The 12784-nt window shown below is 74.3% G+C and carries 11 protein-coding genes; 2 read left to right on the top strand and 9 right to left on the bottom strand.

The genetic code is table 11. The features are described 5' to 3' along the window. Window positions 1–133: 133 nt before the first annotated feature. The 3 genes from ACFV4G_RS00780 to ACFV4G_RS00770 form a co-directional block, all read right to left on the bottom strand. Window positions 134–826, bottom strand: a complete 693-nt coding sequence (locus ACFV4G_RS00780; RefSeq protein WP_380435238.1) for an RDD family protein — start codon at window positions 824–826, stop codon at window positions 134–136. A gap of 168 nt (window positions 827–994) precedes the next feature. Next, complete coding sequence (locus ACFV4G_RS00775) at window positions 995–1984, bottom strand: DUF5937 family protein (RefSeq protein ID WP_380435237.1); 990 nt, start codon at window positions 1982–1984, stop codon at window positions 995–997. Between the two features lie 165 nt (window positions 1985–2149). After that, window positions 2150–2980, bottom strand: coding sequence for a neprosin family prolyl endopeptidase (locus ACFV4G_RS00770; RefSeq protein ID WP_380435236.1), 831 nt, complete (start codon window positions 2978–2980; stop codon window positions 2150–2152). Between the two features lie 206 nt (window positions 2981–3186). Here ACFV4G_RS00770 and ACFV4G_RS00765 point away from each other — a divergent pair, with 206 nt between their 5' ends. Then, complete coding sequence (locus tag ACFV4G_RS00765; protein ID WP_380435235.1) at window positions 3187–4536, top strand: helix-turn-helix domain-containing protein; 1350 nt, start codon at window positions 3187–3189, stop codon at window positions 4534–4536. A 6-nt stretch (window positions 4537–4542) separates the two neighbouring features. On the opposite strand, the gene ACFV4G_RS00760 is transcribed toward ACFV4G_RS00765, so the two are convergent. Continuing rightward, window positions 4543–4731 (bottom strand): hypothetical protein, encoded by a 189-nt coding sequence (locus ACFV4G_RS00760; RefSeq protein ID WP_380435234.1) that lies wholly within the window; start codon window positions 4729–4731, stop codon window positions 4543–4545. Between the two features lie 29 nt (window positions 4732–4760). Next, window positions 4761–5114: a UBP-type zinc finger domain-containing protein gene (locus ACFV4G_RS00755; RefSeq protein WP_380435233.1), complete on the bottom strand. Its 354-nt coding sequence runs from the start codon at window positions 5112–5114 to the stop codon at window positions 4761–4763. A 226-nt stretch (window positions 5115–5340) separates the two neighbouring features. Between ACFV4G_RS00755 and ACFV4G_RS00750 the strand changes: the two genes are divergently transcribed. Continuing rightward, window positions 5341–6801, top strand: coding sequence for an APC family permease (locus ACFV4G_RS00750; RefSeq protein ID WP_380435232.1), 1461 nt, complete (start codon window positions 5341–5343; stop codon window positions 6799–6801). A 121-nt stretch (window positions 6802–6922) separates the two neighbouring features. On the opposite strand, the gene ACFV4G_RS00745 is transcribed toward ACFV4G_RS00750, so the two are convergent. The 4 genes from ACFV4G_RS00745 to ACFV4G_RS00730 all read right to left on the bottom strand — a co-directional run bounded on the left by ACFV4G_RS00745 (window position 6923) and on the right by ACFV4G_RS00730 (window position 12762). Beyond that, window positions 6923–7894 carry a sigma-70 family RNA polymerase sigma factor gene (locus ACFV4G_RS00745; RefSeq protein ID WP_380435231.1) on the bottom strand — a complete coding sequence of 324 codons (972 nt, stop codon included), beginning with the start codon at window positions 7892–7894 and terminating at the stop codon, window positions 6923–6925. 38 nt (window positions 7895–7932) lie between these two features. Further along, a complete protein-coding gene (locus tag ACFV4G_RS00740; RefSeq protein ID WP_380435230.1) occupies window positions 7933–8697 on the bottom strand; it encodes an SDR family oxidoreductase in 765 nt (254 codons plus the stop codon). A 96-nt stretch (window positions 8698–8793) separates the two neighbouring features. Then, a complete protein-coding gene (locus ACFV4G_RS00735) occupies window positions 8794–10413 on the bottom strand; it encodes an FAD-binding oxidoreductase (RefSeq protein WP_380435229.1) in 1620 nt (539 codons plus the stop codon). A 66-nt stretch (window positions 10414–10479) separates the two neighbouring features. Further along, a complete protein-coding gene (locus tag ACFV4G_RS00730; protein WP_380435228.1) occupies window positions 10480–12762 on the bottom strand; it encodes an alpha-N-acetylglucosaminidase in 2283 nt (760 codons plus the stop codon). Between the last annotated feature and the right edge of the window lie 22 nt (window positions 12763–12784).

The raw sequence follows: 12784 nt of genomic DNA, 5'->3' as shown, positions 1-12784 counted from the left end.
TGGGTGGCGGGGGGTGGGGGGCGCGGCGGGGGGGGGCCGGGGGGGCCCGGGCGCCCGGCCCCCCGCGGGCCCCCCCCCGGGGGGGGGGGCCCCGGGGCTTCCGTCCGGTCCGGTCCGCGGTGGTGCTCCGGGCTCAGGACTCCTTGATGACGAGGGTCTTCGCCGCCTTGTCGTGGAAGCACTGCTGCAGCGGCTTGTCCCAGAGGTGGGAGAGCACGTTCACCAGGTAGAACAGCGAGCCGATGCAGTAGACGGCCTGGGGCAGGCCGTAGACGGCGCTGCGGATCCACAGGTCGTTGTCGACCGGGCGGCCGCCGTGCTCGACCGAGACGACCCGCAGCTTCATGACCTTCTTGCCGACGGTCTGCTGGTCCTGGGTCATCATCATCAGGGCCTCGTAGCCGAAGACGACGATGCCGCTGACGATGCTGGACATGATCGCGCCGATCGCCGCCGCGACGGCGAACTGGACGATGAGCAGCGGGATCAGCAGGACGAGGGCGTCGATCAGGCGGGCCAGGAAGCGGTCGCCGGGGTTGGCCAGGACGCGGGTGCCGGGCGCCGTCGGGCCGTACGGGTTGGGGGCGCCGAGCCACGGCGGGAGCTGGGGGCCGCTCGTCGGGTAGCCGCCGCCCTGCGGGTAGCCGCCCTGCGGCGGCGGGTAGCCGTAGCCGGGCGGCGGGGTGCCGGGGCCGGGGCCGCCGGGCTGGGGGTCGTACGGGCCCTGCGGGACGCCGTAACCGGGCTGCTGCGGGGGCTGCTGGCCGTAGGGGTTCTGGGGGTTCGGCTCTGACGGGTAGCCGTAGCCAGGGGTTTCGTTGGTCATCGTCCCGCTCGTCTCGTTGTGGCTTAGGACTGAAGGTGTAGCGGCTCGACCGAACCTTTAGGAAGAGTTTGGGATCAACTGTTACGTGAACAAAGATGATTCGCGACTATGCGACGATGGGTCCGGTCGGTCGGTCCGGACCGGGGCCCGGCGCCGGCCGCGGGGTCCTCAGCCCTGCGGCGATTGCGATGCCCCGAGGAGCGCCTCGGCCGCCTCGGTGCGGGCGTAGAGGACGTGGCGGCCGGTGCGGTGGGCGGTCAGGAGGCCGGCGGTGCGGAGGGTGGTGAGGTGCTGGGAGACGCCGCCCGGGGTCATGCCGGTGCGGTGGGCGAGTTCGGCGGTGGTGGCGGGTTCGTCGAGTTCGGTGAGCAGGAGGGCCCGGCCGCGGCCGAGGACGGCGGCGAGTGCCCGGGAGGGCTCGTGGCGGCGGCGTTCCCAGAGGGTCGCGATCCCGCGTGGCGGGTAGCGCAGGGTGGGCTGCCAGGCGGGGGCGCTGATCGAGAAGACCTGCGGCCACACGAAGACGGACGGGACGAGGAGCAGGCCGCGGCCGCCGAGGCGGTGGCCGCCGCGGGTGTGGTGGTGGCCGATGGAGAGCGTGTCGGAGTCCCAGCTGACCTGTGGGGCGAGGTCGTTGAGGAACTGCTGGGCGCCGCCTCGGGCGAGGAGGCGGGCGCGGTGGATGATGTCGCTCTCCACCAGGGCGCGGATCCTCGGCCAGTGCGGTGCGACGGCGAGGTCCCAGAACGCCTCGATGGTGTCAGCGAGTCGGGCGAGCCGAGTGACCGGGTCATCGCGCAGGGCGTCGATACGTGGCGACTGTGGTGCCCTGGGGGAGCGGAGGGCGGTCCGGACGTCCTCGGGCGGGGTCGCGCGCAGGGCGTCGAGTTCCAGGTGGAGGTCCGCCACGGGCGTGGTGGGCGGCGGGGCGAGGAACAAGGGGATCGTCCGGGGTGGTGGCGGCACGAGATCCGCCAGGAGGCCCCAGTCCAGCCCGGCGCCGGTCAGCCGGGCGCGGGCCGCCTCGGCCCACGGGCGGTGGAGCGGGTCGGGCGCGGGCAGGGTGAGGACCCGCGCGGCGGCCACCGCCTCCCAGAGCGGGGAGAGGGCGAAGCGGGTGAGGGCCAGGTCCCTGGTGGTGAATTCGAGTTCGAGCATGCGGTGGTCTCTCGTGGGGCGGGCGGTCCGCCGCTGGCCTCTCCTCTCTGCGACGTGCCGATGATCTCACCGGGGGCGCGTCCCTGTTCCGGGCAGGATCCGGCGGGGCGGGGCGGGGCGGGGCGGGGCGGGGCGGGGGTGGGTCGGGCGCTGGGGGCGCGTCCGTCAGCAGGGGCCGGTGCCTGGGCCGCCGAGGTGGAAGGACGTCGGGGTGACGCGGCCCGCGTCGTAGAGGGCGGGGCTGGTGGAGGTGACGGTCAGGCGGGCGTCGTCGGCCGAGCCGAAGAGCTGGAAGTCGCGGATCCAGCCGGAACCCGGTGCGCTGCCGAAGCGGCCGTCGCCCATGGACTCGCACGTGCTGCCGGTGCCGTGGGCGACCTCGCCGAACGCGCTGATGACCTGGGTGCGGGTGTAGGCGCCGTTCCAGAGCGAGCCGGGGAAGTAACCGACGGCGTGCTGGTCGTAGAAGATCCACCAGTCGCCGGCGAGGTTCCGGATCCCGAAGCGGGCGGCGTCGCCGGGCTGGAGCGCCATGCCGGCCGTGTAGACCGGGGAGACCTGGACGAAGCCGCACGCGTTGTAGCAGCTCTCCTTGCCGTCCACCCAGTGGTAGACGAACAGGTGCGGCAGGAGGTCGCCGTTGAGGCCGTAGTCGACCGTCCAGCCGACCTCGACGGTGGACTTGCGGTCGGTGGACTGGACAGCCAGCTCCTGGAGCGAATGCGCGTCGGTGTCACCGGACTTGAGGGTGGGCGAGGACTGCAGCATCCGGATGCTCGCGCCGGCGGCGTCGGTCTGCTGGCGGCCCGACACGTAGTCGTAGCAGGCGCCGAACCAGCAGATGGGGCCGGTGCCGTCGGCGAGGGGCGCGGCGGACGGTACGACGGGGGCTAACGCGGTGGTCGCGGTGGTTGCGGTGGTCGAAGCGGTCGCAGGGGCGGCGGTGAGGAGGCCGAGTGCCGCCGCGAGGGCGGCGGCGGTACGCCGAATACGCATGTGGGGGTCCATTCAGCGGAGGTGGTGGCCGTGAGTGAAGTCCGGCCGGGGGAGGGGGAGTTAAATCCCTACTTAAGCTCGCTTACGTGTGGGGTTAAGCTAGCGGCGGCCGCACCGGCACGCAATAGCCTGTGCGCGTCGACGAGGTGGCGACGCGACCGCGACGTTGTGGCGACGTGGTGGTGAGGGGAAGGCGGGGGAGCGCGATGACGAGCGACGACGGGGACGACCGGCTGCTGATCGGGCGGCGGATCCAGCAGTTGCGGGCCGAACGCGGCCTCACCCAGCGCGCGTTGGCCGAACCCGCCTACACGGCGGCGTACGTGTCGACGCTGGAGTCCGGCAAGGCCCGGCCCTCCGACACCGCGCTGCGCTACCTCGCCGGACGCCTCGGCGTCAGCGCCGAGCAGCTCGCCACCGGACGGCCCGCCCACCTCGCCACCGACCTCCGGTCCCGACTCGCCGACGCCCGGCAGGCCCTGTGCACCGGCGAACCGGCGGACGCGGCAGCGCAGTTCACCGCGCTGGCCGGCGAAGCCGACCGCTACGGCCTCGCCGACGAACGCGCCGCAGCCTTGGTGGGGTCGGGTGACTGCGCCTTGGAGGCGGGCGAACTCGACCAGGCCATAGGGCACTTCAGAGCCGCCGAGGACCTGCTCCGCGACGCCCCGCTCCCGCAGCGCATACCGGCCCTGCGCGGACGGGCCGTCGCCCACCTCCTCGCCGGCGACCTGCGCTACTCCTGCTACCTCCTGGAGAGCGCGATCGACCAGCTCAACGCCGCCGGCCTGCCCGACCCGCAGGCCCTGCTGCTCCTCTACTCCGCGATCACCGCCCCCTACCTGGACCTCGGCGCCCACCATCTCGCCGCCCAGGCCGCCGAACTCGCCCTCGCCCTGGCCCCGCAGGTCGACGACCCCGCCGCCGTGGCCCGGCTGCACCGCTCGGTGGCCCGCACCCTCCTCGCCGAGGGCCGCGCCGCCGAGGCCGACGCCTCCCTCGCCCGCGCCCAGGAGCTCTACCAGCAGCTCCGCATCCGCACCGAACTCGCCCACTGTCACTGGATGCGCGGCTACCTGCGCGCGCAGGACGGCGATCTTCCCGCCGCCGAGCGCGAACTCCGCACCGCCCGCCGCATACTGACCGAGCGCCGCGCGGTGCTGTACGTCCAGCAGATCGACGTGGAACTCGCCGACGTGCTGCGGCGGTCGGGCCGCAGCGCGGAGGCGGCCGCGCTGCTCGCCGACCTGCTCGGGTCCCTGCATCCGAGCCGCGGAGCGGTCCACGCGGGGGCGGCCCACCGGCTGTTGGGCCTGATCGCGGAGGACCGGGGCGAGGACTCCGACGCCGAGGACCACTACCGGAGCGCCCTCGCCCTCCTCGAACACGCCGGTGCCACCGCCGACTCGGCGGACCTGTGTCGCCTCCTCGGCGACCTTCTGCGCCGCACCGGCCGCCCGGAGGAGGCGCTGGACGCCTACCGCGCCGGGCTCGCCCACCGCGCCACCCCGGGCACCACCACGCTCGGCCCGGCACCTGCGCTCCCGCCGCTGTAGCGCGGATCAGGACGGCGGGGCGGCCCGGTCCGACCCGCTGCGCAGGACGCAGAACTCGTTGCCCTCGGGGTCGGCGAGGACGGCCTGGCCGGATCGGCCGGGGTGCAGCGGACGGTCGGTCACCGCGCTCCGCAAGCGGGCCGACCCGTAGGCGTCCGCGTAGTCGACCGCCACGTTCCGCAGGACCGAAACCATGGTCCCGAGCCTCCTGGCGGCCGTTCCCCTCAGTGGATGTGGTCCTGCCAGTCGGCGGGGACGCGCTCCTGGGGCCCGGGCACCGTCTGCGTGCGCGGGTGGTGGTGCGGCGCGGCCAGTTCCGGGCCCTGCTCGAAGTAGTCGTTGCTGCGGTAGTCCCAGAACCAGTCCTCGTCCGGCTCGAAGGTCTGGATGAACGGGTGCCCGGTCTCGGCGAAGTGCCGCGTGGCGTGCTGCGCCGGAGACGTGTCGCAGCAGCCGACGTGTCCGCACTGGGCGCAGCGCCGCAGGTGCACCCACCAGCCCTGCACCGCCTCGCACTCGACGCAGCCCGTCCCGCTGGGCGGCACCGCCGGATCGACACCCTCGATGGCCTGTGACATGAGCGTCCCTCCTGAGTGCGGTGCGGTCTGAGTGCGGTGCGGTCCGAGTGCGGTGCGGTGCGGTCCGAGTGCGGTGCGGTCGCCCGCATCCTGCCACGCGCGGGGGCCGGTGCGCGGGGCGGCACGCCAAGCGGCGCGGTCCGGTGCTGCGCGGGCCTTGACCCCGAGTGAGTTAAGGAACTTTACTTTCTCCGCCGGTCGACCTCTCGCCCCCAGGAGGTGCCTGTTGGCCACCACCGATTCCGTTCCTCAACTGTCCAGACGGGTGGGCCTGTTCCAGGCCACCGCCATCAACATGAGCCAGATGTGCGGCATCGGGCCGTTCGTCACCATTCCCCTCATGGTCGCCGCCTTCGGTGGGCCGCAGGCCGTCATCGGGTGGGTCGCCGGGGCCGTCCTGGCGCTCGCGGACGGGCTTGTCTGGGCCGAGCTCGGGGCCTCGCTGCCGGGGTCGGGCGGGACGTACGTGTACCTGCGGGAGGCGTTCCAGTACCGGACCGGGCGGTTGATGCCGTTCCTCTTCGTGTGGACGGCCATGCTGTTCATCCCGCTGATCATGTCGACCGGGGTGCAGGGGCTGGTCCAGTACCTGGGCTACCTGTGGCCGGACATCACGGGCGGTCAGGGCGATCTCGTGGGGGTCGGCGTCGTCGTGCTCGTCGTCCTGCTGCTGTGGCGGCGGGTCGAGAACGTCGGGAGGGTCACCGTCGCCATGTGGGCGGTGATGATCCTCGCCGTCACCGCCGTCGTCCTCGCAGCCTTCACCCACTTCCACCCCTCGCTCGCGTTCACCTGGCCCGCGCACGCGGTGCGACTGACCAGCGGCAGCTTCTGGCTCGGCTTCGCGTCCGGGCTCACGATCGGGATCTACGACTACCTCGGGTACAACACCGCCGCCTACATGGGGGCGGAGATCAAGGACCCGGGCCGGGTGATGCCGCGGGCGATCATCCGCTCCGTCGTCGCGATCATGGGGATCTACCTGCTCCTCCAGATCGGGGTGCTCGGCGTCGTGCCGTGGCAGGACATGCTCGACCCCGCGAACACGGCGTCCCAGTCGGTGGCTTCGGCCGTGCTGGAACGGACGCTCGGCAAGCGCGCGGCGGACGTCGTCACCGTGCTCGTCCTCGTCACCGCGTTCGCCTCCGTCTTCACCGGTCTGCTCGGTGGGTCCCGCGTCCCCTACGACGCCGCGCGGGACGGGCTCTTCTTCCGCTCCTTCGCGCGGCTGCACTCCAAGCACCGGTTCCCGGTGGCCGGCCTGGTGGCGATGGGCGTCATCACCGCCGGGGCCTTCCTCGCCGCGCGGCACGTGGGCGACTCCGCGGCGCACCCGCCGCTGACGGTCCTGATCACGCTGCTCACCACCGTGATGGTGATCATCCAGGCGCTCGCGCAGATCGCGGCCGTGACCGTGCTGCGGCGGCGCCAGCCGGACCTCGCCCGCCCGTACCGGATGCTGCTCTACCCGCTGCCGGGCATCGTGGCCGCCGTCGGCTGGCTGGTCGTCTACGGGTACGCGGACGAGGCCAACCCGGGGCTGCACCCCATCGAGTGGTCGGTCGGGTGGGTCGGTCTCGGCCTCGTCGCGTACCTCGGGTGGTCGCGGGTCGAGGGCGTCTGGCCGTTCGGGCCGAAGGAGATCGAGGAGCGGTACCTGGACGAGCAGCAGGTGCGGGCCGCTTAGGGGGTGTCAGCCCTGTGGCGCGCGGGTGTTCTGGAAGGCGGCGATCCGCCGGGTGTCCCCGTCGTCGTCCTCTTCGCCGCCCCTGTTCCGCCGTCCCGTTCGCGCCAGAGTGCGACATGCACTAACTCGTGGCAAGGCCTCCGACGCCGGCCGGCGTGAAGGTCGGGACGAGGGCCGGGTCGTTGAAGGCCGTGATGCGGGCCACGCGCGCGCCGACCAGGGTCAGCACCTGGACGCCGTACGGCTCGTAGCGGCCGGCGCCGGCGTGGCGGTGGACGACGAAGGCGGGCTGGCCGTTGGCCGTCGTCGGGGTCATCCGCCACAGCGACGGGCGCAGGATGCGGGCGGACAGGAAGCCGAGGACGGCCTCGCGGCCGGTGAACCAGGTCGGCGTCGGGGGCATCTCCATCTCGACGTCGACGCGCAGGAGGTCGACGAGGGCGTCGGGGTCGGCGCGGGTGAAGGCGTCGACGTAGTCGTCGAGGAGGCCGCGGCGCACGCGCTCGTCCGGCTCGGCCAGGTCGTCCGCGACCGGGCCCACCTCGGCCAGGCGGCCCCTGGCGCGGCGCAGCGCGCTGTCGACGGCGGCGGTGGTCGTGTCGAGCATCGCGGCCACCTCGGCGGTGCGGAAGCCGAGGACGTCGCGCAGGGTGAGCACGGCGCGCTGGCGGGCGGAGAGGTACTGGAGGGCGGCGATGAAGGCGAGGCGCACGCCCGTCCGGGCGGCGACGGTCACCGCCGGGTCGCCGGCGCCGAACAGCGCGTCCGGCGCCGGCTGGAGCCACGGGACGGACGGTTCGCGCGGTGCCACGGCCACCCGGTGGTCGTCCGCGGGGGCGCCGAGCCCGGACGGCAGGGGGCGGCGCGAGCGCGTCTCCAGGGCGGTGAGGCAGGCCATGGTGGCGATCTTGTAGAGCCACCGGCGCACCGAGGAGCGGCCCTCGAAGCCGTCGAACGCCCGCCACGCGCGCAGGTAGGTGTCCTGGACCAGGTCCTCGGCGTCGTGGACCGAGCCGAGGATCCGGTAGCAGTGGGCGAGGAGCTCCGGCCGGAACGGTTCGGCCAGGGCGGTGAACTCGGCGTTCGACGGCATCGCGGGGGGTCCTTCCGGAACGGCTTTCGGGCGCGGTCTCAGGCGAGCGGGACGAGCCCGGTGCCCTCGACCCGGTACTCGGCAGCGGCGTCGGGGTCGTCGGCGACCTCCGTCACCGCCTTCCCGATCAGCTCCAGCGTGACGATCGGCCCGCGCCCTGCGAGGAAAGTCTCCCGGTCGAGGCCCGCCTGCGCGGCGTATCCGGTGACCCCGGCGTCGCCGACCCCGCCGACCGGGGTCATGTTCGGCAGCAGCGCGACGAACCGGATGCCGAGCCCGGCCCGCTCGGACTCCCCGGCGGCGTAGGAGCGGATGTAGCGGACGGCGGCCTTGGCGCTCGCGTACCCGCCGCTGAGCGGGGAGCCGAAGAGCGCGGCGCCGCTGGACATGGAGACGACGACGCTGCCCGGGGCCAGCGGCTCGCGCAGGGCGGCGCCGGTCCAGGTGAAGACGTGCCGGGTGTCGACCTCCCAGGCGCGGCCGAAGCTCTCCCACGTCTGCTCCTGGACGGGTGCCATGGGCGGCACGGTCCCGGCGTTGAGGACGAGCAGGCCGGGGCGGTGGGTGCGGATCACCTCGGCGGCGAGCGCCTCGTCGGTGGCGTCGCCGGTGAGGGGTGTGAAGCGCTCGCCGAGCTCCTCGCGGACGGCGAGCAGGTCGGCCCGGGTGCGGGCGATGCCGATGACGTGCGTGCCGCGGGCGACGAGGGCCGCGGCGATCGCGCGGCCGAAGCCGCGGCCGGCACCGGTGACGACGGCGGTGGGGATGGTGGTGGGGACGGCGCTGGGGATGGTGTCGGACATCGGGGGCTCCCGGGGAGGGCTGGTGGGACACGGTCGCCAATCAATACCGGCGGGAGCCCGGAAAACCGTCGCGTGTCCGGAAGTTTTTCTGGCGGACTACACGGCTTGGGGGAAGTGGAACAGTCCGTCCGGGTCGTAGGTGTGCTTCACCTGGCGCAGGCGGGCGAGGTTGCTGCCGTAGTAGGCCTGGGCCCAGTCGGTGAGGGTCGGGTCGGGGTAGTTCTGGTAGGCCTCGCCGCTTGCGTACGGGCGCATGGTCGTCCAGACGTCCTTCAGCCAGGCCTGGGACTGGTCCACGGCGGGGCCGGAACCGGCGCCGGGCGCGGGGTAGTTGGTGATGTACTGGGCCCCGAACAGGGCGTTCCGGTGGACGAAGGCGGTGTCTCCGGGGGCCACCCGGTTCACGGCGCCGCCGAGGGCGTCGAAGGAGACGGAGGCGCTCCCGCCCTGGGGCACGCTCTGCGGGTACCGGTCGACGGCGGCCACGAGCGCCGCGATCCCGGTCGGGTCGATCGGCCGGGTGTAGAAGTCGGACCGGGCCGCGTACGAGCCCCGGGTCAGCCTGCCGTCGGGGTTCTGGCCGGGGAGGCTGCCGGGCAGGTGGGCGGCGGCCTCCGACCAGCCGGCCACGCCGCCCATCTCCTTCATGGTGTCCAGGAACGGCGCCGTGTGGAGGGAGGCGGTGGTCGGGGCGACGGTCAGCCGGTCGATCAGGCCGGCGAGGTCGGACTTCGGGCCGAGGTAGTTGACGGTGCTGGTGAGGCGCTGACGGCCGTCCGGCCAGGTGTCGAGGTGGAGGTTGGCCCAGAGCGGGTCCGGCGCGCTCGCCACCCACGTCTGCCAGGCCGCCACGGCCGGCGCCGCGGACGACCAGGGCCAGGAGAGGAACGCGTACGCGCAGGTCGGCGCCGGGTGGGTGCGGAAGGTGAAGGACGTGACCACGCCGAAGTTGCCGCCGCCACCGCCGCGCAGCGCCCAGAAGAGGTCGGGGTCCGTCGAAGCGTCCACCTGGCGGACCCGCCCGTCGGCCGTCACGATCTGGGCGCCGGTGAGGCTGTCGCAGGTGAGACCGTACGCGCGGCACGTGACGCCGATGCCGCCGCCGAGCGTCAGCCCGGCGACGCCCACGCTCGGGCAGGAGCCCGCCGGGACCGTCACGCCGTCGGCCGCCAAGGCCGCGTACACGTCGATCAGCCGGGCGCCGGCGCCGACCGTCGCCGTGCCGCCGGAACCGGAGACCGTCGCCATCGGGCCGACGTCCAGCACCATCCCGCTGCCCGACGACCAGCCCGTGTAGCTGTGCCCGCCGCTGCGCGCCGCGACCGGGAGGGCGTACCGGCGGGCGAAGGCGAGGCAGGTGGCGACGTCCTGGGGGGTGGCGGCGTAGACGATCCCGGCGGGGCGCAGGCCGTCGAACTGCGGCTGGTAGAGGTGGCTCGCGTCGTCATAGCGGCCGTCCTGCGGGCCGATGACGGTCCCACTGAGGTCCTTCGCCAGCGCGGCCCAGTCGGGCGGGCCGACGGGGGTGGGGGCGGGGGTAGGGGTCGGCGACGGCGTGGGGCTGTTCGCGGAGGTCGACGGGTCCGGCGACGGCTCCGGCTTCGGCCCGCCGCACGCGGCGAGCGCCGCCGCCGCGAGGGGCGCGGCGGCGAGCCGCAGGACCTGCCTCCGGCCGGGCCGCTGCGGGGGGTGCGCTGCCGGACGGTCGTGGCTCATGCCCACTCCTCGGGTGTAGGCCACCCACGGCACCGGGTAGTCGGTCGCCGCACCGTGGGCGGGGTGTCAACGCGAAGACTCTGACGGCTGCTCCAGCGGCGCCGCAACAGCGGCCGCGACGGCGGTCGCGATGTCGGTCGCGTTGTCGACCGGGTCACCGACCGGCGCGGTCGGGTAGGCGGACGTCGAGTGCGCCCACGCGTCGTCCAGGGCGAAGAAGTCGACGGGCGCCGGGCGGGTGTGCTGCGTCAACGCGACCTCCAGCGAGGCGAAGAACGCCGCCCAGCGTTTGGCGTAGAGGTCCGCGACCAGGCCGGACCACTCGCGGGCGGCGTACTCGTGCAGGCCACCGTCCTCGGCCTCGGCGCGGGTGCCGCCCCACGTGGTGAGGATCGAGCGCGCGTCGTACTGGAGTTGGTCGCGTTCGGCGTCGGTGGCTCCCCAGGACGGCACCTGGGCGAGCCACGTGCCCACCATGAAGCGGGCGTCGGTGGCCGCCAGCCGGTCGAGGTCGTCCTCGGCGGCCGTCCAGCGGCTCACCAGCGACCGGAACGCGGCGAGGTCCCCCGCGCCGTAGGCCCCGGCGATCTCCGGGAGCAGCCGGCGGCTCTCGTCCGCGAGCGCCTGCCGGGCGACGTTGACGAGGTCGTACCGGTAGGCGTCGGTGGCGCGCAGCTCCGGCGCCACCGCCAGGAGCTCGGCGAGGGCGCCGCGCACACTCGCGGGGTCGTAGCGCAGCGCCTTCGGCGACCAGGACGCCGAGGTCGAGGCGGTCAGCGACGGCCGGGCCGTGAACAGCCCGTCCTGCGGCTCGCTCCACCCGTCGGACGGCATGCCGTACGGGCCCTCGCGCAGCTGCGCCCAGGCCGCCGCCGCGTGGGCGTCCGGGCGGCCGTAGCGGGCCGTCGCGTACGCCGTGAACCAGGCCGCCCGGTCGAGTCCGGCGGGCGACCACGCGAGGTCGGCGAAGAGCGCGAGGGCGGCCGGGTCGGTGCCGGTGCCCTCGGGCATGAAGGCGATGCCCTTGAGCGCGCTGCCGGGCCTGGTGAGCCACTGGCGGAAGCGGGTGGTCCAGACGCCGGTGTTGGCACCGAAGGTGGTCTTGCCGCCGAAGTTGGGGATCGTGCCGAACGCGTACGGCGTGCCGCCCCAGTCGGACTCGCGGTCCAGGCCGTCGTAGCGGTCCGAGAGGCCGTCGACGATCAGCATCAGGCTGCGGTCCACGCCCGCCAGCAGGGCCGCGGTGGGGTTGTGCTCCCAGCCGAGGACCGCCCAGACGGCGCCGGGGTGCGCGGCGAGCAGGGCGCGCTGGATCGCGCCGGCCGCGGCGGGCACGTCGACGCCGCCCGCGGTGCCGCCCTCGTGGAGCGGGTCCATCTTGTACATCGCGCTGTCGCCGAACGCGTCGCGCTGCGCGGCGTAGTAGGCGGCGGCGACCTCGGCGAACAGCGGGCCGGTGGGGTCCAGCCAGGAGTCACGGGCGAAGGCCGTCCAGGTGCCCTGCGGCACGACGGCGGCGCCGGGGTTGCGCTCGGCGAAGTCGGTCGGGACGGTGCCGAAGTAGCCGGGCAGCACCGGCGTCATGCCGAGCGCCCGCAGGTGGTCGCAGACCCGGCGGCCGACGGCGGCGCGGGCGGCGACCAGCTGCTCGGAGACCGGGCCGCCGAAGCCGGACATGTTCTGCAGCAGCCACCACGGCTGGTGCGCGGGCGCCGGGATCCAGGCGCGCAGGTCGTCGGCGGAGTAGCCGAAGCCCTGGAGCGCCCGCAGGTACGGCGCCTCGGCGCCGACGGTGACCAGGACCTCGTTGAAGCCGTGCAGCGCGAGGACGTCGACCTCGCGCTGGTACTCGGCGAAGCTCCGGTAGGGGCCGGAGTAGCCGTTGTCGGTGTCGTTGAGCGCGTAGCGGTGCGGGACGACGGCGGAGTCGGTGTGCGGGGCGGGCACCGGCGGCAGCGTGGCCGGGAGCGCCGCGGTGCTGTCGCCGGGCAGGCCGATGTCGGCGTGGGCGACGTTGCGCAGGTACCAGCCGACGCCGGTCAGCAGCGTGGCGGGCGAGGTGCCCCGCACCCGGATCGCGCCGGGCGCGCCGGAGACGGTGAACGCGTCGACGCCGGGCGCGGCCTGCGGCTCGGGGACGAGGCTGATCTGCGCGGCGTGGGCCGGCAGCAGCCGGGCGAGGGCGGCGACGGCGGGCGCGGGGTCGAACGGGGCCGATGCGCGCGCGGGGTCGGAAGGGGCCGATGCGCGCGCGACGGGTGCCGGGACGAGTACCAGGGCGGCGCACACGCAGAGCAGGGGGAGCAGCACGGGGACGGCGCGGCGGTCGGAGCCTGCGATCAGCGGCATGCGACCGACGGTCGCACCTCCG

This window comes from Kitasatospora sp. NPDC059747 (genome assembly GCF_042732955.1).
Lineage (GTDB): Bacteria > Actinomycetota > Actinomycetes > Streptomycetales > Streptomycetaceae > Kitasatospora.
The sequence above is the reverse complement of the archived record's forward strand: the minus strand, read 5'-3'. Positions and strand labels throughout refer to the sequence as shown.